The following is a 25,994-nucleotide window of genomic DNA, read 5'->3' on the forward strand; positions in this document are numbered from 1 at the left end:
CGACGAATTTGTGCATGCCCAAAATAAACGAACCAAACAAAAAGGCACCCGATATTGTCTTCATCCAAAAATTAACCTTGTTTGATGGCGTGGTCGAAAATTGATTCGCGACATCCCTGTCGCTCACCCTTCGGGCGCCTTCGGCGTCCAAATTTGTTCCAGACAAATTTGTCGCTACGCTCAAACAAGCGTCCACTTAATCTATAAAGTGAAGCCAATTTTTAGCGGCAATAGACGGGAGTAAGGTCTTTATCTCAATTAAGTGCTGATTTCGCAGAGGCTCACTAGCCTTGCTAAGTTACAATACCGTCTTTGCCAAACTAATTAGCGAATATCAATGAGCGATCTCCCAAATTGTCCGGCCTGTGGTTCTGAATACACTTATCAGGATCAAGAAATGCTGATCTGTCCTGAGTGTGCCCATGAGTGGCAGGCAGGGGAGAGCACGGTAAATGAAACAGAAGATCAAATACTGGACGCCAACGGTAATGTGTTGGCTGATGGCGATACGGTAACGGTGATTAAAGACCTTAAAGTGAAAGGCTCTTCATCGGTGGTCAAAGTCGGCACGAAGGTCAAAAACATTCGTCTTGTGGGCGGTGATCACGATATTGATTGCAAGATTGATGGCTTTGGCGCGATGAAGTTGAAGTCACAGTTTGTTAAAAAAGTGTAAGCATTACGGCAATATCTATTGCTATATAACGCCTGAACAGAAGGTTGCTAGGTTTCCTATCATGACTGGGTGATTAAAAACCTCGACTAGTCATCATCTAGTCATATACCGCCTTTAAATTAGCAAAACGCTTAATCAACGGAGTGTTTGCTAATGTCATCAATCGCACAAGAAAATCCATCCATTAACTCGCAGGCTTCGCAGTCTAACTGGCAAGCCTGGTTAACGGTCGCCGTATTAGTTTATCTACTGTTAGCTGCTGTTGGGGCAATCGGTAGTGGCTTTAAGATTGCAACGGCCAGTAATGCTAAAGAGTTATTCGCTTTTGCTTCTAATCCGATCATTGCTTTGATTATTGGTATTGTGGCGACTGCGTTAATTCAAAGCTCGAGTACGGTGACGTCGATCATCGTTGGTATGGTCGCGGGTGGTTTACCTTTAAATATCGCGATTCCAATGGTTATGGGTGCCAATATCGGTACGTCTTTGACCAGTACGTTGGTTAGCCTTGGTCACGTTAGAAATGGCGAGGAATTCCGCCGGGCATTTTCGGCCGCGACGGTGCATGACAGCTTTAATATTCTTGCTGTGGCGATTTTGCTGCCGCTAGAGTTGTTATTTAGTCCACTCCAACGTAGTGCTGAATTCTTATCTGGCTATTTAGTGTCTGATGCCAGCGTGAGCATGAAAGATATGAATTTCATGAAGGCATTCTTATCGCCTGCTACTGACTTCTTATCAATGATTACTGGCTGGTTACCTGGCATTTGGTCTGGTGTTGCCTTAATTCTGATTGGTGTTGCCATGATTTTGTTTGTGGTGACCGCTATCGGCAAAGTGTTACGTAAAGTGATGGTTGGTCGTGCTAAAGACATCATGCATCGTGCAGTCGGTCGTGGCCCGGTTTCAGGTATGGCATCTGGTTCGATTATCACGGTTCTGGTGCAGTCTTCTTCTACAACAACAGCGTTGATCGTGCCGCTGGCAGGTACGGGCGTATTTAATATCAGACAGATTTATCCTTTTACCCTTGGTGCGAATGTCGGTACGACGATTACGGCATTGCTTGCTGCAACAGCGATTTCAGGGCCAACAGCACAGTTGGCATTACAAATTGCCTTGATTCATCTGGGCTTTAACTTACTGGCGATCGCTGTGATTTATGTATTGCCTTTATTACGTCAGGTGCCAATCAAAATGGCTGAGACTTTGGCTTTCTACGCACAGAAAAACAAGATGTATGTGGTTGCCTACATCGGCGGTGTGTTTTTCGCGATTCCGTTGCTCATCATCGGTTTGAGCCAGTTGTTTTAAGTAGATAACGTCATAAATAGGGAAATCAACATGTCAGAGTTAACACCACAAGAAAGACAGCTGCGCATCAGAGAGTTGAAGCAAGCGATCGAAGAATTGGAAGCGGGTATGCCGTCTGAAAGCGAGCATGAGCAACACGAAATGATCGAGCACTTAGATCAATATTTTGATGCGGTAGAGACCAAGTTCACCAGTCTCAAAACCTTTTGGGAAGACTTGAGAAAGTCTTTAAAAACGCAAAAGAACTAACGATACCAACCGTTAATTTCGGGAGAGATATGGTGAAAAAGTATTATCCATTGATGGGGTTGTTGGCACTGACTGTCGCTGGCTGTGCCGAACAGGATTTAACCGCTACACAAATTACCGATGCCACGATTATGGTGGATGGTTCGAGTACGGTGTATCCAATCACTTTGCAGGCTGCGAATCGTTTTTTAAATACGCATGATGCCAGCATTTCGGTGAACTATTCGGGTTCAAGTGCTGGTTTTAGAGCTTTTTGTCGTGGTGAAACTGATGTGAGTAATGCCTCACGTCCAATCAACGATGAAGAGCGGGCAATGTGTCAGGAAAACAATATTGCCTTTTTAACATTGCCGGTGGCGATGGATGCGATGGCGATTGTTGTTAATCCAAAAAATACTTGGGTTGACGATATCTCAATGGCAGAACTAAACACCATGTGGTCTGAGCAAAGCGAAGGCAAGATCAACGAGTGGCAGCAAGTACGTGCTGAATGGCCTGATAAACCGTTATCGTTGTATGGTCGTGGTCAGGATTCGGGTACTTACGATTACTTTACGACCCATGTCACAGGGGAAACACGCCAAAGCCGTCACGACTATGTGGCCAGTGAAGATGAAGAGTTTTTATCTGCGCAAATTGCTAAAGATGAAAATGCGATAGGCTTCTTTGGTATTGGTGCTTACCACCGTCATTGGGATACTTTAAAAGTTATCCCAGTTGATAATGGTCAGGGTGCGGTGTATCCATCTATTGAAACCGTTGCTGATGGTAGTTATCAGCCGTTTACTCGTCCGTTATTTTTATATGTGAATGAGACATCGCTAAAGGAAAAGGCAAATTTAAAGCCGTTTTTGCAGCATTACTTTACCAATCTGCGTAGTTGGTTACATTTCACAGGTTATATGCCGATTGCTGAAACTAATTATCAAGACAGTTTGTCAAAGCTTCAGTAAATGTGCAGATGGGAAGGCGGTGTTGTCGTAATGATGGCGCCGCCTTTTTTTATTCCTCAACGTCATCAATCCCCGCAGATCCTGAATTGATGATGTGGTTTCATCAATAAAATAGGTCATCGATGACCTATTTTTATAAATTCAGTCACCCCAGTTCTACACTGTCTATCACGAACTAATCCCTAAAAACCCTACAAAGTCTGCTGTTGACAGGTTCTTTTCATATCTTTACGATCCGCAAATCTAAATCGTTATCATTTGGCTTAATAATAATTTCTGGGTCTATTTATGAATCAATCTGCCATCACAAGACAGCTTTATTGTGTGCCGGCCATTTTATCTCTGTTTATGGTCACACCTGTGCTCGCCGAAGAAACAACCGACAGCAGTGTCGAGTTACCAACGGTATCTGTTACTTCTCAAAATGCCAATGAATTAGGCTATATCGAGCTGGAAAAAGAACCAAAGGTTGGTAAGTTGGCAGTGCCTACTCAAGACCAGCCGTTTTCGGTCTCTATCGTGGACCCTGAGTTTATGAAAGACACCGGTGCCAAAACGATTCAAGATGCGTTGCTTTATACGCCTGGTGTTTATGCGGGTAACTTTGGTCTGGATACACGTATTGATGGTGCCAGTGTGCGTGGCATAAATGCTGGCCGATATCGGGACGGTCTTCGTGAAGTTTATGGCTCCTATAACAGTGTCCGTACCAATATCTATGCGTTGGAAAGCCTTGAAGTCCTGAAAGGTCCATCTTCCATGCTGTATGGCCAAGGCGATCTGGGTGGCTTGATTAATAGCGTGTCAAAACTACCAAAAGCAGAAAAAGGTGGTGAGATCTGGGGACAATACGGTTCATTCAATCGTAAACAAATTGCGTTTGATGTGACCGGCCCAATTGATGACGATGAGCAGTTTTTATATCGCATTGTCGGTCTGCAAAGAGACAGTGATACCCAAGTCGATCATGTTGAAGATGATGGTTACATGATTTCACCATCGTTCACTTGGAATATCAGCGATAAAACGCGTTTATCACTGTTGTTTAATCGCCAAGAAAACAAAGGGCAAATCTCTGCCCAGTTCTTACCCCAAGACGGTACTTTAGACCGAGCTAGCCAAGGTTACATTGGCTCAGAAACCTTTGTCGGTGAACCGGGCTGGGATAAATATGACCGTGAAAAAACAGAAGTAACGGTATTTTTTGATCATCAGTTTGCCGATAACTGGACATTCTCAACGACAGCCCGTTATACCGATTCTAGCTCTGAAACGCGTGAACACTGGGTTGATATTCCTTCAAACCCAAGTGCAACTAATGGCCTGGTGAATCGTACTATTTTTATGGCAGATGCTGAGACGCAAATCTTTAACATCGACGCTCGGGTAAACGGTGTCTTTGATCTAGGCGCTACTCGCCATAATTTGGTTGTGGGTATTGATCGCCAAGATGCCAAGTGGGAACAAGACAATTACTTCAGTGGCCGGAGCTTAGGCGGCACGATTAATGTGTTTGATCCGCAATACGGTAATTTGCAGGATCAGGTTTTGAATCCACAAGATCGCCCTGATAATGAAATCAAACAAACCGGTGTTTATGTTGCCGATCATATTGAGATTGGCAAAGTGGTGTTATCTGCTGGTTTACGTCATGACTGGGCCGAAAACCGGACTTTAGCGTTAACCGGGCCTGATACCGTCAGTGATGAAGAAGAAACGACAGGTCGTATTGGTTTGATGTATCGCTTTGATAATGGTTTGTCGCCTTATGTCAGCTATGCCGAAGCCTTCAGCATGAACCTTGGTAATGATGGTACAGCGGCAGCCAATACCCTCAAACCAACAACGGGCGATCAAGAAGAAGTCGGTATCAAGTATTTATCACCAGATAAAAGCTTAGCGATTACGGTGGCGTACTTTGATATTACCCAAGAAAATCGTATTAGCGATGGTGCAACACCAGGTGGTGTTGAGCAGATTGGTGCCGTCGTTGATGGTTGGGAATTACAAATCAACAAACGATGGGATAACTTCGAAACACAATTGGGTTATACCGATTTGAATGCGAAGAATGACAGCACGGGTGAGCGTTTGCCTTATGTTGCTGAGCAAATCGCAACATGGTGGAACAAGTTATATCTAGGTAATAACTGGCGTGTTGGTGCTGGTATTCGTTATATCGGTGACAATGTCGGTTCAGATTATGGCGCTGGTGCCGGTCCAAAAATTCCTTCAGAAACCTTATATGACGCAATGTTAGGTTACAGCATTGATCAGTGGGATTTCACACTGGATGCAAAAAACTTAACGGATGAAGAATTCATCTCATGGTGTCGTGGTGATGGTTTCGACTGTGGTTATGGTGAACGTCGTAACGTAACGGCCAACGTGCGCTATAGCTTTTAAATAAAAAGCCCTGCCGAGGCAGGGCTTATCGATCTCTCACTAGCAACTGCTAGGTTTGGGCTCACCAGAGTTGGTGGGCCTTTTTTTTAATGCCAGTAACGGTGACCGCTACGATAGATATGGTGGCGATCATAGTGATAATCACGTTTGTAATGACGGCCATGATCATAGTGTGAATTATGGCGGTAATGCTTGTTATGTTTGTAATGATGTTTGTGCTTGTAATAATGCTTTTTATGATAGTTATGGTGTGAGTAACCATTGTGGTGATAGCCACTATAAATCGGGAAACCCAGACCAATATGCACATCAACATCTGCTTTTGCTTGATTAACCGAAAAGGCCATCAACATGCCGGTTACCAATAAAATAATGCCGGACTTTTTCAAATATTGTGCTGTCATAACATTAACCTCGCTTTAATACTTACTACGATTACTAGGCTAATTGTTTGCAACGCGAAGTTGGGTCAAGAGTTGTAAAAAATTGTAAAAACAAAGATTTAGCCATTTAGGCATTAATTTTCATAAACTTAATAGCATTGCACTTGCCAGCGAAAAAGTGCATAAATAGCGTCTTAGCAATATATATATAAAAGGAATTTCGGATGGAGATGTTGGTATTGGCCTGTATTGTCACGGCGCTAATTTACTACTGCTATTCGTTTTTGAAACCGGCTGTGTCTGTGCGTTACTCGCCAAATAGAGGCCGGCTTCAACCTTATGCTGCGGTACAAGTCAGAGCTTGTGGTAATGCCTGCCAAGCCGCAGTGCAAACTGCAAAAATCACTTTTCTTAATACGCAAGCACCTACCTTGCCTTTAAATGCCTGTGACCGTATCGGGCAGTGCGAATGTCGTTTTCAACATTTTGCTGATAGACGACATCAACCAGATCGTCGTTTAAACACAATAAGTGATGAAGTCACGCTAGACAATGATGCACGACGTAATCGTGCCGGCCGCCGTGCTTCGGATCACGCTAAAGTCGCTTAATTTAGATAACACCAAACGCTAACATCGCATCGGCTACGCGTCGAAAACCTGCGATGTTGGCGCCGACCACATAATTTCCCGGCACACCAAACTCTTCAGCGGTTTTACAACATTGTCGGTGAATGTTGACCATGATTTCCTGTAGCCGTTCTTCGCTATATTCAAAACCTGAGCTTCGTGTTGCGTTGTGTTGCATTTCAAGGGCTGATGAAGCAACACCGCCAGCATTGGCAGCCTTACCCGGCCCATAGGCAATATTATTTTTCAGGAATAAGGCAACGGCTTCGGGTGTACATGGCATATTGGCGCCTTCGCAAACGGCGATACAACCATTCTTTATCAATGTTTGTGCATCACTCGCATTGAGTTCATTTTGGGTGGCACAGGGGAATGCCAGGTCACAATGAATATCCCAGATATTGCCATTTTCAATGTACTCAGCATGCGGGTGATGTTCGATATAACGACTGATCCGGCCGCGCTCGATCTCTTTGATTTTTACAACTGTATCGATATCGATGCCGTGCTTATCAATGATGACACCGCCTGAATCTGAACAAGCAATGACTTTGGCACCAACTGTACGCAGCTTTTCCATAGCATAAATGGCGACATTACCTGAGCCGGATACCACACAGGTTTTTCGTTTGAGATAAATGTCTTGATTGGCAAGCATTGCTTCAGCAAAAAACACCACACCATAGCCGGTGGCTTTTTTGCGAATGACAGTACCGCCCCAGCCGGGACTTTTACCGGTGATAACACCTGACTCATATCGGTTGGTAATGCGTTTGTATTGCCCAAAAAGATAACCAATTTCACGGCTACCCACACCAATATCACCGGCAGGTACGTCTGTTGATTCACCAATATGACGATAAAGCTCCGTCATAAAGCTTTGGCAAAAACGCATCACCTCGTTATCAGATTTGCCCTTAGGGTCAAAGTCCGATCCGCCTTTACCACTGCCAATTGGAAGCCCGGTTAATGCATTTTTGAAAGTTTGCTCAAAGCCAAGAAATTTAATGGTGCCAAGCGTGACACTTGGATGAAAACGTAAGCCACCTTTGTAAGGGCCTAAGGCACTGTTAAAGCCAACCCGAAAGCCACGATTGATTTGCAGCTCACCATTATCATCCTGCCAAGGTACCCGAAAGATAATTTGTCGCTCAGGCTCGCATAAGTGTTCGATAACTTTATGTCGAACATAGTCTGGATGTTTTTCCAGTACAGGGCTTAAGGTTTCTAAAACCTCATGTAATGCTTGATGAAACTCAGTTTCACCAGGATTACGTGCAACGATTTTTTCGTAAAGATAATCTATGGTTTGTGGTGTAGCGGTCATAATGCACCTTTGCAATGAATGAGCTGGGTGCCGCTTTAATGATGCACCGTCCGCGGCATCTGGGGCGTGTTATTTTTCCGACAACAGGTTTACCAAATAGTTGTAGTGTCTGACGCCAGCTAGGCTAGCGTCAGTTTGATATTGAATCAGCGCAGCAATAAAAACAAGGCGCGATCCTGACGTACGATGTTTAGCAGCAGTTCAGGCTGGTTCTGCACCATAGGTTTGAACTGTTCTAGCGAGGTGACTTGCTGGCGGTTAACCGAGGTGATGATATCGCCCTCACGCAAACCCGCTTGGTAAGCAGGGCTGCCTTGCAAGACTTTATACAGAAGTACGCCTTCAATTTGACCAAAGTACGGTGAGTTTTGGTCAATATCTTCAAAGGTCACACCCGATAATTTCGGATGCACATTACCCGTTTGTTGGTTTGCAGCAACTTCAGTCGCGGTTGCCTCAACCGTCATGGGCTTGCCAGCACGAATAATATCTAACCGAATGGTTTTCCCAACTAGGACCAAGCCAATTGCATTACGGATATTTGATGCATTTTGCAGAGAAACACCATCGACAGCCGTGACGATATCACCCACTTTTAAACCCGCTTTTTCAGCAGCAGAGTTAGGGGCAATTTGTGTTATCACAGCGCCACGATTGAATTCGATATCAAATGCCTGTGCGAGTTCTGGCGTTAGCTCCTGCATTTGCACACCGACGTAAGCACGGCGAACTTCACCGTATTTTAGTAATTGGTCGGTTACTTGTTTAACCAAATTACTCGGAATAGCAAAGCCGATACCAATATTGCCGGCATTTTGTGGAGAAAAAATCGCCGTGTTGATACCCACTAATTCGCCGCGAAGATTGACTAACGCACCGCCGGAGTTACCAGGGTTAATCGACGCATCGGTTTGTATAAAGTCTTCATATCCCTCTAGGCCCAAACCACTTCGGCCTAGGGCGCTGACAATACCCGAAGTCACGGTTTGACCAAGGCCAAACGGATTACCAATCGCTACAACAAAATCACCGACCTGCAATTTGTCGGAGTTTGCGAGCGGTAATGAATTTAAGTTTTCAGCTGGGATTTTAATTAAAGCAATATCCGTTGCTGGATCTGTACCCACCACTTCAGCCTGAAAGCTGCGACCATCTAATAATGAGACGGTGATCTCATCGGCACGTTGAATTACATGATTATTGGTTAATACCAATCCCTCACGAGCATTGAAAATCACTCCCGAGCCAAGGCTTTGTGCCTGACGTGTGCGAGGCTGATCTGGCAGATTAAAAAAGCGTCGAAAAAATGGATCGCTCATTAAGGGGTTATCACGAACCTGTACTTCTGCTCGAGTGGCAATATTCACAACGGCAGGTTTACTGCGATCTAACATCGGCGCCAACGTGGGCATTTTCTGATCGTCGTTTAACCATGGGAATGGCAATGCAGCAAAGGCGATTTGCCCTAACAGCGTTAATGCTGCCAGCCAAACTAATGCAGACTTAAAACGGATCATCTTGGTGGGCACTCCTTAAAACGCTTTTTCCAAGGCTTCTCGAGGATTGAACTCAAAACTGTCAGCCATTTTGCGATACAAAACTTTTTGGGTGTCACTGCTAGCGGGAGGCGTTTGGATTTGTAATACGACAAATTGGTCACCGGCAGTTTTACCTGGCAATCCACGGCCTTTTAAACGCATTTTCTGACCACTGCGCGCACCGGCAGGAATACTCAGACTAATTTTGCCAGCAAGCGTCGGTACGGTAACTTTAGTGCCTAGTGCAGCCTCCCAAGGTGCTAAGGGCAGATCTAAATAGATATCTTTATCCTCAACACGGAAAAAAGCGTGATTGGCAATTTGGATTTCTAAGAATAAATCACCGGCCTGACCGCCCATACCCGCTTTACCTTGACCGGATAAGCGGATTTTTTGTCCAGCACTGACGCCAGCAGGGACTTTGACATTTACCGTACCCGTCTGGGTTGCACCGGTTGGTCGACGAACCGTTTTATTAGTGCCATGAAAGGCTTCTTCTAAGGTGATGGTAATTTTGGCCGTAACATCTTCGCCTTTGGCAAAGAAACTATCTCCTCGAGCGCCGCCACCCATGCCGCCTGAAAACATGTTTTCAAAGAAGCTACTGAAGTTACCTCGCCCAAAACCGCCAGCACTGTCTTGCCATCCCGGTGGAGGGGTGAAAGATTGTCCGTGACGATATTGGCCACCAAATTGATCGTATTGTGCTTTTTTTTCAGGATCACGCAGCACTTCGTAGGCTTCGCCGAGCTCTTTGAATTTATCTTCGGCATTGGGCTCTTTGCTGACATCGGGATGATATTTGCGAGCCAATTTACGGTAGGACTTTTTAATTTCCTCCGCTGAAGCAGAGCGGTCGACGCCAAGTATTTTGTAATAGTCTTTGTATTCCATGTCGCCACGATAAAGATTGAAAACGAAATTGTGCCTTTAATGGGGTTTGAGGTGTCTAATTTCAAGGCAATTCAGTTTTTTCCTGAGTTGAAGCGGGGGATTGGTGTGCTAAAGTTTGCCAACTTTTCACGATTTTTCAGGGATTTTTTCGCCATGCTTAAAGTTAAAAAACTGCCTTTGCTGATTGCATTGGCAGCGGTGAACACGCCATATGCCGTATTTGCCGAGGAAGCAGAGTCGGCTGCATCGCTTGATGAGCTAGTGGTAACGGGTACGCGCAGCGAGTCACCTCTTTTGGAGGTCGCAGGAAACACAGGCCGTATATCAGAAGAAGAGATTGATTTGGTTCGTCCTGACCATGTCAATCAGATTGTTAATCGTATTCCGGGCGTCAATGTTCAGCGCGGTAATGGGCAAGAGCATTTAACATCTATCCGTTCCCCAGTCTTGTCTGGCGGTGCGGGAGCGGGCTCTTTCTTGTATTTGGAAGATGGTATTCCGCTACGTGCAGCAGGCTTTGCAAACGTAAACGGTTTGTTTGAAGCTAATTACGAACAAGCTGGTGGTGTTGAAGTGGTACGTGGTCCTGGTAGCGCTTTCTATGGTTCAAATGCTGTGCATGGTTTGATTAACTTCCTGACTCGCGCACCATCATTGGATCTTGAAAGAGAAATAGATGTGTCTGTTGGGCCCCATGATTTATATAAATTAAAAGGCACTATCAGTGACACAGAGGGCCGTCATGGCTATCGTTTGAGTGTTAATGGGACAACTGACGGTGGGTATGCGGAAGATGGTGGCTATGATCAGCAAAAGGTTACTTTCCGCCATGACTACTATGGTGACCAAGACAGCTTTAAAACTATTTTTAGTGCCACTAATTTAAATCAAAATACGCCGGGCTATATTGTTGGATTTAAAGCGTATGAGGATGAAAGACTCTCACGCAGTAATCCGAACCGTGATCGCGGAATAAGAGCCTATCGTGACGCACAATCATACCGCTTATCTACGGAATGGGAACGACAGTTAGATGATAATTCAACATTTCGTCTGACCCCATATATCCGGCATACGGACATGGATTTCTTGATGCACTTTTTACCAGGCCAGCCAACTGAGAAAAATAGCCATAGCAGTGTCGGCCTATTATCTGCGCTTACATACGACTTAAATGGCGGTCATAAGGTTATTTTTGGTACTGACTTTGAATATACCGAGGGTGAGCTTTCTGAAGTACAGGATCAAGAGACAAATCCAGGTCCTGGTGTTCCTCAGGGCGTGCATTATGATTATGAAGTGGATGCCACCGTTATTGCTCCTTATATCCACAGTGAATGGCAAGTCTTAGAGAAAACGCGATTGGTTGCTGGTCTTCGTTACGAATACACCAAATATGATTACAACAACCAAACTACTGATGGCGCCATTTCGGTTGGTGCTGATGGTGTAGGACCTAATGGTGGTGGTGAATTTGATCGTTACTTCCGACCTGCTGATGGTAAAGATACATTTAGCAACCTCAGTCCCAAGTTAGGCTTAGTTCAAGAATTAACAGAAGACACTAGTGCATTTATCAACTACGCCCGTGGCAATCGTGCACCGCAAACAACGGATTTGTACCGCATACAAAACAATGCTGGGGCTAGTGCTGATTCAGAAACCATCGATAGTATTGAAATTGGTATTCGAAAATTAGGTGAGGGTTTGCAATATGAGGTGGCAGCATATCATATGAAGAAGCGCGACTATTTCTTTACCGACACAAACGATATCAATGTTAATGATGGCAAAACTAATCATACAGGCCTGGAAATTGGTGCTTTCTATCCGTTTTCAGCGCAGTTTGATATTGCTGCGAATATGACTTTTGCAAAGCATGAATATGATTTTGATCGTGCAGATACGGATATTGAAAACGGCAATTATTTGGTTACCGCTCCTAAACGTACGGGCAATATTCGTCTTGGTTGGAATGCAACTTCTCAAACGCGCGCAGAGCTTGAATGGGTGCACATGAGTGAGTATTACCTAAATGATGCTAACACTGAGAAGTATGAAGGCCATGATGTTTTCAACTTGTATGTTTCTCATCAAGTTAACAGTAACTTGAAACTGTATGGTCAGTTACGAAACGTATTTAATACCGAATATGCGGAGCGTGCTGACTTTGGTGGATTCCCTTTAAACTATCGTTATTTCGTTGGTGAAAAACGCTATCTACATTTTGGGGCAAGCTACGCTTTTTAGTAGTGATACTTCAAAAAAACGGCTCCTATTGGAGCCGTTTTTGTTTGTGCCGTCATTATTGGCGGAGCGTTTTACGTTGCTCGAGACGGTTTAAAAACTCACGCATAATATCGTCATAGAGTGCCAAACCTAAGTAGGCATCCTCGACACCGCTATCAATACTTGGGTTATCGTTGACCTCAATCAAGACAACGCGAGACCCACTCTGCTTGATATCGATACCATACAAGCCATTTCCAACCAATTTCGCCGCTTTTGTAGCGATTTTAAGTACTTTTTCGGGTACTTCTGAAATAGGGATGGCGCTGGATTTACCAGAAGCCGTACCTTTTTTCGTGTTGTGGTTGTATATCTGCCAGTGGCCTTTACTCATAAAGTATTGGCAGGCATATAGCGGCTTGTTGTTAAAAACACCGATTCGCCAGTCGTAATCGGTAAACATAAATTCCTGTAACAATATGATCGCTGACTGTTGGAAAAACTCAGCCGCGTTTAGACGCAGTTCTTCAGCGTTATTTACTTTGATAACGCCCTTTGAAAATGCGCCATCAGGAATTTTCATTACTAATGGAAAGGCCGCGGTTTCACACATTTTCTCAAGCCCTGCCTTGTCATTACGATACAACAGGTGCGACTCAGGCATTGGCAGGTTGTGCTTCTCCAGCAGTTCTTTCAGATAAATCTTATTAGTACAGCGAATGATCGACGTCGGATCATCAATAACCACTAACCCTTCACTCTCCGCACGACGAGCAAACTTATAGGTATGGTTATGAATCGCGGTGGTTTCACGAATAAACAGCGCATCATATTCAGCTAAACGAATGTAGTCTCGCGGTGTAATTAGTTCAACATCAATACCTAGACGTTTACCACTGGCAATAAAACGTTTTAATGCCGTCATATCACTCGGCGGCATTTTTTCTTCAGGATTATGCAAAATCGCCATATCGTAGCGAAATTGACGACGTTTTGATGGTTTTCGCCACAATTTGTGACTAAATGCGTCTAAAGCATTGGCAAATAAATCTTGCTCGCTTTCAGTGAGCGTATCAATCGCACCGGCACCGACACGGTTGATCAGCCAGTGACCTTTGTTAGTAAAGTCAATTTCCAGAATAGGGCAGGGGAATTGCTCATAAATCTGCCGAGCAAGCTTTTGCAGTGCTTTAAATTCACATTGGCCAAAAAAGACTTTCAAACGAAACTTGGCTTCGCTTTGCTTGCTACTTGCCATGATAACTTTATCGAGCTTATCGCTGAGGTCTGTGAGATCAAACGCGTAAAGACTTTTCCGTGAAAGATCATTGATGGTGCGTAAGCTTGGGATCACGCGATGGTCACGAGCTTCTGCAACCATTGAACAGTAGTAGCCAGGGCTCAAGTAATCAAGGCTATGACAGAGGTTAATAATTTGCGCACGTTCATTCAGGCTGTGCGTCGACGTTTGCAAATAATCGTCTACAGCAATGACTTGTGCGCTGGGGAAGTATGGGGCCCAGTCGTCGATATTTTCTACTATTATCAGATGGTTACTCATAGATTTGTTGGCGTCTCCTTGGCGACTTCACCGTTCTATTTGTGCATCTTAAAGTCATTGTGTCATGGTTGTGCTAAAAATTTTTGCCAGACTTGTGATTTACTGGTCAAAATCACCAAAAACACCTATTCTTCGCCAAAATTTTTGCAGTGGGAGTGTCGATGCTATGTATGCAGAAGCTGTTTTGAGCGTCTTTTCACAACGTTATGCTGGTGCACGGGATAAGTTTGTTTCATCTGTTGAAACCAGCTCGATAGTTGAGCGAGTGAACAATATTGCTCACCCGCTTAAAGGCCCCAAAAACGAAAAGTTATTCTGCGATATCGCTTGGGCCGGTAATCCTAAAGCTAAAAACCTACTGGTCTTGGTGTCTGGATTGCACGGCGTGGAAGGCGGTGTCGGCTCTGCCATTCAATCTGACTTTATCAGTCGCCATCGTCGCTTACCCCCTGATATATGTGTTGTATTAGTGCATGCGCTCAACCCATGGGGATTTGCTTGGGCGAGTCGAAATGATCACGAAGGTGTTGATGTAAACCGCAACTTTGTCGACTTTAGTGGCAAATTACCGGACTCTGCTGAGGCATTAAAAATCTGGCAGGAATTAAGTCAAAGTGGTGCCGATATGGATAAAGTCGGTGCTCAACGCGAGTTATTTGATGCCCTGAGTCAGGGACAATATCAACAGTCAGATACGCTTTACTACGGTGGTGATAAAGCCAGTTGGTCACGGGAAGTTATCGAGCAGTTAGCCGCGCAAATTAAACCTGAAAAACGTGAGCAGATTGTTGTCATAGACATTCATAGCGGCCTTGGCCCTTATGGTTATGGTGAGCTGATTTGTGATCACCCGCATGACAGTAAAGCCACACAAACGGCCCGAGATTTATTTGGTGCCACCGTCACTGAGCCTGCGATGGGTACTTCAAGCTCAGGGGTTAAACATGGTCTACATGACTATTTCTGGCACGCACAAGGTGAGCATGTTTGTTTCCTGACACTAGAGTTTGGTAGTTTTGGGAACAGTGAAATGTTGCGGGTTCTTTACGCTGATTATCTATTACAGCAGTCTGGCAAAATTGATTGGTCGGATCAGCAAACCTTGGATACAAAACATGGCATCCAAGATTTCTTCTGCCCCGATCAAACCCAGTGGCAGGAACTAGTGTTATTCCGTGGTCGTCAGGTAATTGAAATGGCATTGGAAGGGCTCAGCGGCCAAAATGGCAGTAACTGATTCGGCAACAATCACGATTCGCACGGCAACATTACAAGATGTTGATGTATTGCTGGCGTTGGAAAAAACGTGTTTTGATACCGATAGGCTGTCTCGGCGTAGTTTCAAATGGATGATCAACAAAGCTAATGCGTTGTTATTGCTGGCGGAAAAAGACCAGCAACTCGCCGGTTATGTTTTGGTGTTGTATTCACGGGGCACGTCACTAGGGCGGATTTATTCGTTAGCCGTTTCTCCGGAACATCGTAAACAAGGCATTGCCAACACGCTGATGGCTGCGGCTGAAAAAGCAGCTTTGGCTGCCGGTCGAAGTTTTATCCGTCTAGAAGTTCGACCAGATAACCATAACGCCATTCGGCTTTATGAAAATTTAGGCTATAAGCAGTTTGATGTCGTCAGTGACTTTTATGAAGATCACACTGATGCTATGCGTATGATGAAGGTGCTGCAACCTGAGCCACATACTCTGCAGAACCAAGTTGTACATTATTCGCAAAGCACCGACTTTACTTGTGGCCCCGCCAGTTTAATGATGGCGATGAAAACCCTGAATCCTGAAATGCCGCCGCTAGATCGTATTACAGAGTTACAAATTTGGCGGGAAGCGACCACTATTTTTATGACGTCAGGTCATGGTGGCTGTAGTGCCCAAGGCTTGGCACTATCGGCTTGGCGGCGTGGGTTTGATACTACGTTAATCACCAATAGCGACGAAGTACCATTTATCAATGGCGTGCGTAGTGATGATAAAAAGCAGGTGATTGAGTGTGTGCATCAAGATTTTGTGCAGCAAATTGATGCCTCAAATATCAATCAGCAAGTGCAGTCAATGGATGTGAACTTGTTACGTCAGCATTTGGATGCTGGGGCATTAGTTGTGGTTTTGATAAGCTCTTATCGGCTTAATCAAAATAAGTCACCACATTGGGTTGTGCTCGCTTCAATATCCGATACCTTTGTGTATTTTCATGATCCAGATATTGATTGGGATGATGACAAAACGCTTACCGATAGTCTCTATATTCCGGTGACCCATAGAGAATTTAACCGTTTGTTGGGTTACGGTAAGCCACGTTATCAAGCGGCGGTTGTACTCAAAAATTGAACTTGCTTAGCTGATCACAGTCAGAGCTTTGTATTAAGCCTTTGCAGTGAAACGTTGAACTATGCTGAATGCCATTAAATCTTTGTTAAACCCAGAAACTGACGATAACGCCACCTTGGCGAAACAAGTACAAAACTCACCAAAGTTAGCTGCCGCCGCCCTGATGGTTGAAGTAATGACGGCGGATTATGAGCAAGATATCGCCGAAGTAGAAACACTCAAAGGCTTATTAAAAAAACAGTTTCAATTAACAGATGACGCTGCTGAGGCGCTGTTTCACGATGCCGTAAAAGCCCATCAAGATGCGACCGATTATTTTGCTTTTACCAGCGAAATCAACCGGCAATACAGCATGGCTGAAAAAATTCAGCTTATTGAGGCTTTGTGGCAAATGGCGGCAGCGGATGATGCTATTCAAGCTGTTGAACAACATGTAATTCGACGTATAGCGAGTCTGTTACACGTAGCCCATAACGACTTCATTGCCGCAAAACTCAAAGTTAGTGACAGTTAATTTGTTACGTTAAAACGTTTTAAGCCAACCAATTGACCAGAGTCCGTTACCACTTTAACCTGCCAACGACCGGCGGATTGTTCTGGGAAATGACTTTTATAGCTAAAGGCGCGATAGCCTAATTCACGACCACCATTAATTTCCAATGTAATCCGGTCGACTTGTTTGCCGTTATGAACCCATACATGGTGGATTTTTTCTTGTAGTCCACGCGGTGCTTTGATGGCTGTCCAAGCATACAGACCACTTTGTTTAAGCTGTGTTTGGCTAATACTATTAATCGCTTGACCATGTTGAAGCTGTTGGCGGTCAACTTCTTGCGACAGGCTCATTTCAGTTAATCGTAATGATGCTGGTGGTATCCAACCTCTTGCCTGCCACAACGCACCGGCTAATACACTTAGCATCAGTAATAATGCCGGCAAACGCCACCACCGACGATATTGAAACACCCTAACTAAGCTCGGCAAACTCAACGCAATGACGGTTAATAGTGCCCAAGCGATGCTTTGCGTGGTGGTCATTTGCAATATCACCGGCAGGCTAACTAACATGACTGAAAACAACGCAAAGGCATGAAACAGTAAAAACAGCTCACGACGTTTGGCGAGTTTTTGGTAGTAGACAGGGTCAATTACCGAGACAAGCGCACAGATAATTAACAGAGCAGTGAATACTGACTGACCGTGATCCCAAGTTGTGACAGCCAAGAAAAATGGCAGCGCGAAAAATAGGCTTTCCTGATGCACAAGCTGCGTTAAGTAATGCATAACAGCCGGAGGAAAGCTTAGATGGAAATAACGTAGTAAAAGATCTCTTAAGACTTTTTCAAGGATCAGAAATAGCCAACTAAGCAGTAAAACTATCGTGATGCCTTGGGCAATAGAAGTGCTACGTTCGACAAAAAAGAAGCTAGCTGCGCCCGAAATAAAACCAAAAATAGCAATTAAGCCTGGATAGCGCTGGGCCAAGGCGATCAACTTTATTAACAGTGATTTAACTGTTTGCAATGTACTTACAGATGAAATGGCTGGTGATGAATTTGGCATAACGGTGCATATTTTGCCCTAAACCCGCTAAAACCAACATTCTTTAATCTTTTATCGCTAAGATTTGTGACAAAACACAAAGTTATCGTGACTTTTCAGAACGTAAAAAGGGGGATATTTACAAAGCTTTTTACGTAATGAGAATAAATATCATTTACATTAGCAGTAACGATCAGTAATATCCAGTGACTTTTCAAGAAGTCAATGGAGTGTTGTCGTGCGTTTTTCTAGAACAATTATATATTTATCACTCAGTCTCGCTTGGACATCAGCAATGTCTGCAGAGCAAAACACTGAGTCAGATCCTACCGTCGATTTACCCAAAATGGGCGTATCTACTGATTGGTTAGGTTCATCCGAAAAGAGTGGTGACTACACTCGGCCACAAATGAATACGGCAACACGTTTAGGCCTGTCGATTCGGGAAACGCCACAATCTATTTCAGTTATTTCGCGTCAAGTTATTGATGATTTTAAGCTTGAGACCATAACGGACGTGGTAAACACGGCAACAGGGGTTTCTTCAAGAGCTTTGGATAGTTCTCGAGGCAGTTTCTCAGCTCGTGGCTTTGACATTACCAACCTGCAAATTGATGGTGTGCCAACGGCCTGGGAAGGTGGCTACTCGGCAGGCGAGACGATGACCGATATGGCCATTTATGACCGAGTTGAAATTGTTCGTGGTGCAACAGGTTTGATTACTGGTGCGGGTGATCCGTCAGCGGCTATTAACTTAGTACGTAAACGTGCAGACAGTGATGAGTTTGTCGGTCATGCCACTGTTACCGCAGGTTCGTGGGATCATTATCAAGGTACTGTTGATGTCTCAACGCCGCTTAATGAGGCCGGTACGGTACGTGGTCGATTAGTGGGAAGTTATCGAGAGAGTGGTTCGTTCATTGATAATTTAGAAGATGAACGCCAAGTATTTTATGGCACCTTGGGGATTGATTTAACCGAGCGTACATTGCTGAATGTCGGTGTGAGTTACCAAGATCATAATCCGACCGGTTCTTCTTGGGGCGGTCTACCAACCTGGTATAGCGATGGTTCTCGTACAAACTGGAGTCGGTCAAAAAATATTGGTACTGACTGGACCAAGTGGGGCTCGGAAGTCACCAATTATTTTGCCAATATTGAGCATCAATTTGATTCTGGCGCGTCTATTTATGCTGCCTACAGTCAAACGATTAATGATGGTGATATGAAGCTGCTTTATCTATCAGGTTATCCTGATCGTGAGACTGGTCTGGGACTGTCGCCTAGCTTGAGTCGTTATGACAACGAACGTAAACAGGAAAACGTCGATATTTACGGCAATATCCCGTTCCAATTATTTGGTCGAGATCATGAAGTCACTTTGGGCTTGATGCACAGTGAACAAGATTTTACTGCTAATCGTCACTATGCCCAGAATACGCCAGTATTAGGTAACTTTAATGAGTGGGATGGCAGTTACCCCGAGCCAATTTGGGGTGAAAGTGTTCCCTATGTCACTAAAGATACCAAGCAAACAGGTTATTACGCAGTATCGCGTTTATCTTTGAGCGATCCCATGACATTAATCTTAGGTGCACGAATTACCGATTGGGAAGTGAATGGCATGGAGTGGGATGGCAGTTTCTACGAGTTTAACTATGACCAAGAGTTCACGCCCTATGCCGGTTTAATCTACGACTTTAACGAGGTTTATTCTGGTTATGTCAGCTATACCGACATTTTTAAGCCGCAGAGCTTACAAGATCGTAATGGTGATTACCTTGACCCTGTTGAAGGTAAAAACTACGAAGCCGGTATTAAAGCCGCTTATCTTGATGGCCGTTTAAATGCGACGTTATCGGTGTTCAGAATCGAACAAGATAATCTTGGTCAAATTGATCCAGGTTTTATCGTTCCTGGTTCTATTAATCAGCAAGCCTATACACCAGCTGAGGGAGCGACAAGCAAAGGCTTTGAAGCAGAAGTTGCTGGTGCATTAACCGATAGATGGAATGTTTTATTAGGTTGGTCACAATTCCGTGCCGAAGATGCTGAAGGGGATGCTGTGAATACACAATTCCCTCGCCGTACGCTTAATTTATATACCACCTATGATGTTAACAATGCTTTAACTGTGGGCGGTGGCGTTAAGTGGGAAAGCAGTAACTACACTATCGCGACAAATCCATTAGGCAATAGTGAAAAGCTCAAGCAAGACAGCTATGCATTGGTCAATCTAATGGCGCGTTATCAGTTCACACCATCAGTACAAGGGCAGGTGAATGTGAATAACCTGTTTGATGAGAAGTACTACAGTCAGATTGGTTTCTATAGCCAATATGCTTACGGTACGCCAAGAAGTGTGACAGCAAGTCTTCGTTATGACTTTTAGTCATAGTTAAAATGCTAGCTAAACAAAAAAGCCGGTCATGTGGTGACCGGCTTTTTTGTGACTTAATGTTGATGGCGCTCATGGATAACCTAGCGCCTATTTGATTAAATACTTAGGGCTGTGAGCTCAATACGTGCAGCAACACCATACAAACGTGATGGGTTGGTATCACCTTCAACATTGTCTTTAGGTGCCAATGTCGGCCACATATCAGATACCGATGTCAGGTAATCATTCACTTTGCTCAGCGTGTCTGCTGACTGGTCGCGAGTTGCTTCTGGAACCTCTTGCAATCGGCGTTTAGCGATTTCAGTAAAGCCGTAAGCATCTTGAAATTCGTGCACATTTTTCAGTTCGCCATCTTCAATACCAATAGCGTATTCATCTGCTGCGGTACGAATAAGCTCTTTAATCGCTTGCAGGCTATTTTGCAGATCAAAGTCGACAACAGACTCGGCCGCTTTGATACCATTTTCTAAGTCCTGATAAGCGGCATCGACTTCAGCTTGGGGTGCCTTGTTAATCACGCTATCAGCGAGTTTGCTTAATGCGTCGTCAAAACGTTTACCACCACGATATTCGATAGATGGCACTAAACCCGCATATAACTCATCGCGAGGATGTTTCATGTGGGTAATCGCCATATCGGCTTGGCCTTGGCTATATAACTGATAACCTACTAATAAGTGACCACGAATGAGACCTAAGCGAGTGAGATAAGCAACATCATTGGTTTTCAGATCGATTTCAGTAACGCCACCGCCTTCACCTTCACCACCGGCACTTGCTGCCATGGTCATGGTTGCGCCATGTTGAGAGTGATCTACCGAATCTGCAGCCAAAGCAGTAACACTAACGCTAACGCCGCTTGCTAGCGCGACGCCAAGACTGATCCATTTTTTTCGGTTTTCCTGCATAAGACGGCCTCATGTTGTAGATTGATATTAAGTATTTAACTTTGACATAAATGAGAAGCATTCTCAATATGATTTTACATTTGACACAATGTTTATCTTCTATTGACCTTGAGGTCATTCATGAGGAGCTAGCGGAATTACCATTTTACGATGGTAAAGAAACCGCTGGTCGCGCAGCTCGGAAGGTTAAAAATAATCAGCAAGCGGACAATATTGCTGCAACCGGTGTGTTGAAATTAATTGAAAAGCGATTACTAGATCATGAGCTTTTTCAGTTTGCAGCTAGACCTAAGCAATTTGTGCGGTTGATGTTGAGTAGCTATCAAGCAGGGATGGCATATGGCACTCATGTCGATGAGGCATTAATAGCTGATCAACGCACAGATATTTCTTTTACTGTTTTTTTATCTACCAAAGATAGTTATGAGGGAGGTGAGCTGGTACTGGAAGACAGCAGTGGTGAACGCAGCTGGAAGCTTGATGCTGGTGATGTCCTGATTTATCCATCAACGTATTTACATAGAGTGAATACGGTGGAAAACGGTGAGCGTCTTGTCGTAGTCGGTTGGGTAACTAGTAAAATACGGGATGCTAGTCAGCGTGAGCTTGCTTTTGACATTGAATTGGCACTTCGCGAAGAATTTGATCTGCATGGTAAAACAGCACAATACGATCGGCTTTCCAAAATTCGTAATAACCTCCTACGGCAATGGGTAGAAAGTTAATCCAAAATGAATCGACCAAGCCTATAACATTAATGAGAATGATTCGCTTTTAGTTTAAAACGGTGTAAACTACGCTCAGTTATTCATCTGTTCGCGGGAGTTGCCCGGTTTGAAATCTAAACCTCTGGCTATAAGCTTGCAGGCACTAGCCGCTATTTTTGGTGGTTACTTATTAGCCTCCGCAAGTACCTTATTTTTATCTGCCATCTTGCCCTTAAGCAAAACAGAAGCGGTAATCACCGCTAGTTTGTTTAGCTTTGTGGTGTATCCGATCGCCATTATTTGGGTTTATGCCAAACAAGATTTCAAACGTGCATGGCTGGGCATGGTCGTTCCGAGCATTATCTTGATTGGATTAGCGTGGCTACTAAGCCGAGGTTTAAGTTAATGGCTGAAGTGGAAAAAACATTCTTTCGCCAGTCAATGGCGGCTTTACATACTTGGGGTAGTTTAGTTGCCGGCTGGATGTTATTTGTCATCTTTGTGACCGGTTCACTAGGTGTATTTGATGATCCGATTAGCCATTGGATGCAGCCAGAGCGATCAAATTTGCAAGAGCAAATGGCATATGACCCGGAATCTGCTGCCGATCGTCAGGAAGCGGTCCGTAAAGTACAAGCGTATCTGGAAAAAACAGAACCAAATGGTCACCTATGGTTTGCCAGCCTGCCTGATCATGAAAATCCATCGATCCGACTTTTCTGGCAAGACGCCGATGAAAATCCATTTGAGGCAAAGTTACACCCTGATACAGGTGAAATCCTGCCTGCCGAAATGGATCGTGACACCGAGGGTGGTCATCACTTTGTACACATGCATTATGAGTTGCATGGCGGCACTTTGGGTATTTGGGTTGTCGGTTTCTTTACCTTATTAATGCTGGTGGCATTAATAAGCGGTGTCATTATTCACCGCCGTATTTTCAAAGACTTTTTTACCTTCCGCTCGCACAAAGGTCAGCGTAGTTGGTTAGATGCACATAATGCCTCTGGAGTGCTGACACTGCCGTTTCAATTAATGATTGCCTTTACTGGTTTGGCTGTCTTTTTATCTATCTATATGCCTGCGGCCATTTTTGCGCATTACAACTCTCCGGGTGAGTTTTTCGCAGAAGTGTTTGAACGCCCAGCACCAAGAGAGATGACTCATGAATCGGCACCTGTTGGAGATACCGGCGCTATGTTTGCTCAAGCTGAGCAGTCCATTGGAAAACCTGGCCAATTTATTCGTGTTGAACATCCAGGAGATAGCAGTGCGGTCTTCACTATTTTTGGTCTATTTGATGCTGATGAATTTAAAGGCCGTTTGATTTTCCCAAGTAGTGGTATGGCCGAGTTTGATGCGGTGAATGGAGAGCAACGCCATGTTGAACCGCCGGGCGCAGAACCAAATGGTGCGGCATTCCGTACACAGCGTGCAATGCGTACGCTGCACTTTGCAAATTTTGGTAGTTATACCGTGCGTTGGATTTATTTCTTAATGGGATTAACCGGTGCGGTGATGATTGCGTCAGGTTCAATTCTGTTTATGGTGAAACGTCGCCAGCGTGCCTTAAATGAGTTTGGTGCGGCAACACCACGTGTTTATCGTGTGGTTGATGTACTGAATGTTGCCAGTATCACCGGCTTATTGATCGCTTGTGTGGGGTATTTTTGGATCAACCGCTTGTTGCCATTAGATGTCAGCGAACGTGCTGGCGTGGAGTTGAGTTTATTTTTCTCACTCTGGGCACTAACGCTGGTTCATAGTGCTGTACGCCCGGTTGCCAAAGCTTGGCGTGAGCAGCTGTTGTTCTTTGCTGCTCTGTGTTTGTTACTGCCAGTTGTTAATGCACTTACGGTCGGTGACCACATCATTCGTTATCTGATAGCAGGTGATTGGCTTGGTTTTGGTTTTGAGTTAACCGTTGTTCTGTTTGGTGTGTTGGCCATAAAAACAGCCAACATGGTTAAACGTAAAACCGCTACCAGTATGCGTAAGGATGCTTTGACGACTAGCCAGCAAGTAGCAGAGGCAACCAGCTAATGACCAACAACCCTGTTATCACCGTTTTACTGTTGAACTTTTTAGCGATGACCGGCCTGAGTCTTGCGATGACAAAACATCATCAGCAATTGACTGGTGTTGTTTTAACCGCAGCGCGAGTTTGGTCATTACGCATCTTAGCCATCATTTTGTTGGGCCTAGCTTTGTATTTGATGTGCACAAGTTGGGGTGTTGCCTCGGGTGTCGTTTTATGGATTGGTTTGCTATCGGTTGGCGCTTTCTCAAGCGTGTTTTTGCTAAGTAACCAAAAGTTTAGGGTGGCAAGCCTATTAATCGGTTGCACCCTAGTTAGTTTGTTGATGTTGGTTTAAACGCTATCATCACACTGCTTTAGCCGAAGCCCATCGTCATAAAAAAAGCCGCCCAACGGGCGGCTTTTTTACATCATTCATATGACCACTATAATTAGAGTGATGACATATCTAATCGAGCTTGTTGAATCGCTTTTTTCACTTGTTCTGGCGCGGTTCCACCCAAGTGATTACGAGCAGCAACTGAGCCTTCTAATGATAAGACTTCGGAGACATCTTCTTCGATCTGGTCGCTAAATTGCTGTAATTCGCTGAGTTCAAGCAATGATAAGTCTTTTTCATGTTTAATAGCATAAGCAACAGATAAGCCAACTACTTCATGGGCGTCACGGAAGGCAACACCTTTACGAACTAAGTAATCAGCCAAGTCGGTCGCCGTGGCGTAACCTTTAAGCGCAGCTTGACGCATATTCGTTTTTTTGACGGTGATAACGGCCATCATGTCGGCATAAACACGTAATGAGCCAAGCAACGTATCAATGGTATCGAAAATAGGTTCTTTGTCTTCCTGATTATCTTTGTTGTAAGCCAATGGCTGATTTTTCATCAACGTCAGCAAGTTAAACAAGTTGCCATACACACGGCTGGTTTTACCGCGAATTAACTCGGGTACATCTGGATTTTTCTTCTGCGGCATGATGGATGAGCCAGTACAGAAAGCGTCACCCAAGTCGACAAAATCAAACTGCGCTGAAGACCAGATAATGAGTTCTTCTGAAAAGCGCGATAAGTGCATCATCAATAGTGATGCAAAGCTATTAAATTCAATCGCAAAGTCACGATCACTGACAGCATCTAATGAGTTGCGACAAACGCGGTCAAAACCCAGCAATTCAGCAGTGTATTCACGATCAATTGGGAACGTTGTACCTGCTAACGCGGCTGCGCCAAGTGGCATGCTGTTAACACGTTTGGCACAGTCATCCAGGCGTTCGAGATCACGACGTAACATTTCATACCAAGCCAGCATGTGGTGGCCGAATGTCACTGGTTGTGCGGTTTGCAGATGTGTAAAGCCTGGCAAAATCGTTTCTGCTTCTCTTTCAGCCACATCAAGTAACGCTGATTTTAAACGCAATAATTCAGAGCGAATTGGCTGCATCATATCGCGCAGATACAGACGAATATCAGTTGCGACCTGATCGTTACGTGAGCGGCCAGTGTGTAGTTTTTTACCGGTTTCGCCGATGAGCTTAATCAAACGTGCTTCGATGTTCATGTGCACGTCTTCTTGGGCGATAGACCAAGTAAATTCGCCATTATCGATTTCGGTTTCGATTTGTTGCAAACCGCTGATGATTTGATCTCGCTCGTCTTCGGTTAAGACGCCTATTTTGGCGAGCATCGTAGCGTGGGCAATAGAACCTTGGATATCTTGCCGATACATACGTTGGTCGAACATGACCGAGGCGGTAAATTCCTCAACAAATTTGTTGGTTGGCTGGGTCAGACGGGCTGAAGACAGTTTTTTATCAGATGCGGACATATCGCGGCCTGTTAAGTCAAAGCAAAGTAGCGCGCATTATAACGCGGCTGTCGTGGTACAGCAGCCGAAAATGC

At 44.5% G+C, this 25,994-nt stretch carries 23 protein-coding genes; 15 read left to right on the forward strand and 8 right to left on the reverse strand.

All coding sequences use genetic code 11. The features are described from left to right. Nucleotides 1–337 precede the first annotated feature (337 nt). From OMP94_RS05980 to OMP94_RS06000, 5 genes are all read left to right on the forward strand, one after another. Nucleotides 338–676 carry a zinc ribbon domain-containing protein YjdM gene (locus tag OMP94_RS05980; protein WP_266277186.1) on the forward strand — a complete coding sequence of 113 codons (339 nt, stop codon included), beginning with the start codon at nucleotides 338–340 and terminating at the stop codon, nucleotides 674–676. A gap of 153 nt (nucleotides 677–829) precedes the next feature. Next, complete coding sequence (locus OMP94_RS05985) at nucleotides 830–1,990, forward strand: Na/Pi symporter (protein WP_266277188.1); 1,161 nt, start codon at nucleotides 830–832, stop codon at nucleotides 1,988–1,990. A 30-nt stretch (nucleotides 1,991–2,020) separates the two neighbouring features. Next, on the forward strand, nucleotides 2,021–2,239 hold the full coding sequence (locus OMP94_RS05990) for a hypothetical protein (RefSeq protein WP_266277190.1): 219 nt from the start codon (nucleotides 2,021–2,023) through the stop codon (nucleotides 2,237–2,239). 29 nt (nucleotides 2,240–2,268) lie between these two features. Next, entirely contained in the window at nucleotides 2,269–3,192 is a 924-nt protein-coding gene (locus OMP94_RS05995; protein ID WP_266277192.1) for a PstS family phosphate ABC transporter substrate-binding protein, read from the forward strand. Between the two features lie 288 nt (nucleotides 3,193–3,480). Beyond that, nucleotides 3,481–5,598: a TonB-dependent siderophore receptor gene (locus OMP94_RS06000; protein WP_266277194.1), complete on the forward strand. Its 2,118-nt coding sequence runs from the start codon at nucleotides 3,481–3,483 to the stop codon at nucleotides 5,596–5,598. An 86-nt stretch (nucleotides 5,599–5,684) separates the two neighbouring features. Here OMP94_RS06000 and OMP94_RS06005 read toward each other — a convergent pair whose 3' ends face one another. Beyond that, entirely contained in the window at nucleotides 5,685–6,002 is a 318-nt protein-coding gene (locus OMP94_RS06005) for a hypothetical protein (protein ID WP_266277198.1), read from the reverse strand. Nucleotides 6,003–6,205: 203 nt separating this feature from the next. Here OMP94_RS06005 and OMP94_RS06010 point away from each other — a divergent pair, with 203 nt between their 5' ends. Next, a complete protein-coding gene (locus tag OMP94_RS06010) occupies nucleotides 6,206–6,592 on the forward strand; it encodes a hypothetical protein (protein ID WP_266277200.1) in 387 nt (128 codons plus the stop codon). Between the two features lies 1 nt (nucleotide 6,593). Here the strand turns inward: OMP94_RS06010 and gdhA are convergent, their stop codons facing one another. The 3 genes from gdhA to OMP94_RS06025 all read right to left on the reverse strand — a co-directional run bounded on the left by gdhA (nucleotide 6,594) and on the right by OMP94_RS06025 (nucleotide 10,369). After that, the gene (gene gdhA / locus OMP94_RS06015; RefSeq protein WP_266277205.1) at nucleotides 6,594–7,937 is read right to left on the reverse strand and encodes an NADP-specific glutamate dehydrogenase; all 1,344 of its coding nucleotides are present in this window, start codon (nucleotides 7,935–7,937) and stop codon (nucleotides 6,594–6,596) included. Between the two features lie 146 nt (nucleotides 7,938–8,083). Continuing rightward, a complete protein-coding gene (locus tag OMP94_RS06020; protein ID WP_266277207.1) occupies nucleotides 8,084–9,454 on the reverse strand; it encodes a DegQ family serine endoprotease in 1,371 nt (456 codons plus the stop codon). A gap of 15 nt (nucleotides 9,455–9,469) precedes the next feature. Continuing rightward, nucleotides 9,470–10,369, reverse strand: coding sequence for a DnaJ C-terminal domain-containing protein (locus OMP94_RS06025; protein ID WP_266277211.1), 900 nt, complete (start codon nucleotides 10,367–10,369; stop codon nucleotides 9,470–9,472). A 153-nt stretch (nucleotides 10,370–10,522) separates the two neighbouring features. On the opposite strand from OMP94_RS06025, the gene OMP94_RS06030 reads away from it, so the two are divergent. Next, entirely contained in the window at nucleotides 10,523–12,619 is a 2,097-nt protein-coding gene (locus OMP94_RS06030) for a TonB-dependent receptor (protein WP_266277213.1), read from the forward strand. A gap of 55 nt (nucleotides 12,620–12,674) precedes the next feature. On the opposite strand, the gene OMP94_RS06035 is transcribed toward OMP94_RS06030, so the two are convergent. Further along, nucleotides 12,675–14,159 carry a RimK family protein gene (locus OMP94_RS06035; protein WP_266277215.1) on the reverse strand — a complete coding sequence of 495 codons (1,485 nt, stop codon included), beginning with the start codon at nucleotides 14,157–14,159 and terminating at the stop codon, nucleotides 12,675–12,677. A 166-nt stretch (nucleotides 14,160–14,325) separates the two neighbouring features. Between OMP94_RS06035 and OMP94_RS06040 the strand changes: the two genes are divergently transcribed. The 3 genes from OMP94_RS06040 to OMP94_RS06050 all read left to right on the forward strand — a co-directional run bounded on the left by OMP94_RS06040 (nucleotide 14,326) and on the right by OMP94_RS06050 (nucleotide 17,015). Then, complete coding sequence (locus OMP94_RS06040; RefSeq protein WP_266277217.1) at nucleotides 14,326–15,396, forward strand: DUF2817 domain-containing protein; 1,071 nt, start codon at nucleotides 14,326–14,328, stop codon at nucleotides 15,394–15,396. Beyond that, entirely contained in the window at nucleotides 15,383–16,501 is a 1,119-nt protein-coding gene (locus OMP94_RS06045) for a GNAT family N-acetyltransferase/peptidase C39 family protein (RefSeq protein WP_266277219.1), read from the forward strand. Before OMP94_RS06040 ends, OMP94_RS06045 begins: the two co-directional genes overlap by 14 nt. 61 nt (nucleotides 16,502–16,562) lie before the next feature. Next, a complete protein-coding gene (locus tag OMP94_RS06050) occupies nucleotides 16,563–17,015 on the forward strand; it encodes a TerB family tellurite resistance protein (protein ID WP_266277221.1) in 453 nt (150 codons plus the stop codon). On the opposite strand, the gene OMP94_RS06055 is transcribed toward OMP94_RS06050, so the two are convergent. After that, nucleotides 17,012–18,064 carry a DUF5924 family protein gene (locus OMP94_RS06055; RefSeq protein ID WP_266277223.1) on the reverse strand — a complete coding sequence of 351 codons (1,053 nt, stop codon included), beginning with the start codon at nucleotides 18,062–18,064 and terminating at the stop codon, nucleotides 17,012–17,014. The two genes, OMP94_RS06050 and OMP94_RS06055, sit on opposite strands and share 4 nt — an antisense overlap. A 274-nt stretch (nucleotides 18,065–18,338) precedes the next feature. On the opposite strand from OMP94_RS06055, the gene OMP94_RS06060 reads away from it, so the two are divergent. Continuing rightward, nucleotides 18,339–20,435, forward strand: a complete 2,097-nt coding sequence (locus OMP94_RS06060) for a TonB-dependent siderophore receptor (RefSeq protein WP_266277225.1) — start codon at nucleotides 18,339–18,341, stop codon at nucleotides 20,433–20,435. A gap of 104 nt (nucleotides 20,436–20,539) precedes the next feature. On the opposite strand, the gene OMP94_RS06065 is transcribed toward OMP94_RS06060, so the two are convergent. After that, on the reverse strand, nucleotides 20,540–21,352 hold the full coding sequence (locus tag OMP94_RS06065; protein ID WP_266277227.1) for a hypothetical protein: 813 nt from the start codon (nucleotides 21,350–21,352) through the stop codon (nucleotides 20,540–20,542). Between the two features lie 68 nt (nucleotides 21,353–21,420). On the opposite strand from OMP94_RS06065, the gene OMP94_RS06070 reads away from it, so the two are divergent. From OMP94_RS06070 to OMP94_RS06085, 4 genes are all read left to right on the forward strand, one after another. Continuing rightward, complete coding sequence (locus tag OMP94_RS06070; protein WP_266277229.1) at nucleotides 21,421–22,077, forward strand: Fe2+-dependent dioxygenase; 657 nt, start codon at nucleotides 21,421–21,423, stop codon at nucleotides 22,075–22,077. Between the two features lie 109 nt (nucleotides 22,078–22,186). Further along, nucleotides 22,187–22,465 carry a hypothetical protein gene (locus tag OMP94_RS06075; RefSeq protein WP_266277231.1) on the forward strand — a complete coding sequence of 93 codons (279 nt, stop codon included), beginning with the start codon at nucleotides 22,187–22,189 and terminating at the stop codon, nucleotides 22,463–22,465. Next, on the forward strand, nucleotides 22,465–24,102 hold the full coding sequence (locus OMP94_RS06080; protein WP_266277233.1) for a PepSY-associated TM helix domain-containing protein: 1,638 nt from the start codon (nucleotides 22,465–22,467) through the stop codon (nucleotides 24,100–24,102). Before OMP94_RS06075 ends, OMP94_RS06080 begins: the two co-directional genes overlap by 1 nt. Continuing rightward, on the forward strand, nucleotides 24,102–24,434 hold the full coding sequence (locus tag OMP94_RS06085) for a DUF3325 domain-containing protein (RefSeq protein ID WP_266277235.1): 333 nt from the start codon (nucleotides 24,102–24,104) through the stop codon (nucleotides 24,432–24,434). Before OMP94_RS06080 ends, OMP94_RS06085 begins: the two co-directional genes overlap by 1 nt. 94 nt (nucleotides 24,435–24,528) lie before the next feature. On the opposite strand, the gene argH is transcribed toward OMP94_RS06085, so the two are convergent. Next, the gene (argH, locus tag OMP94_RS06090; protein ID WP_266277237.1) at nucleotides 24,529–25,920 is read right to left on the reverse strand and encodes an argininosuccinate lyase; all 1,392 of its coding nucleotides are present in this window, start codon (nucleotides 25,918–25,920) and stop codon (nucleotides 24,529–24,531) included. Nucleotides 25,921–25,994 lie beyond the last annotated feature (74 nt).

Source organism: Methylophaga sp. OBS3, from assembly GCF_026319325.1.
GTDB lineage: Bacteria > Pseudomonadota > Gammaproteobacteria > Nitrosococcales > Methylophagaceae > Methylophaga.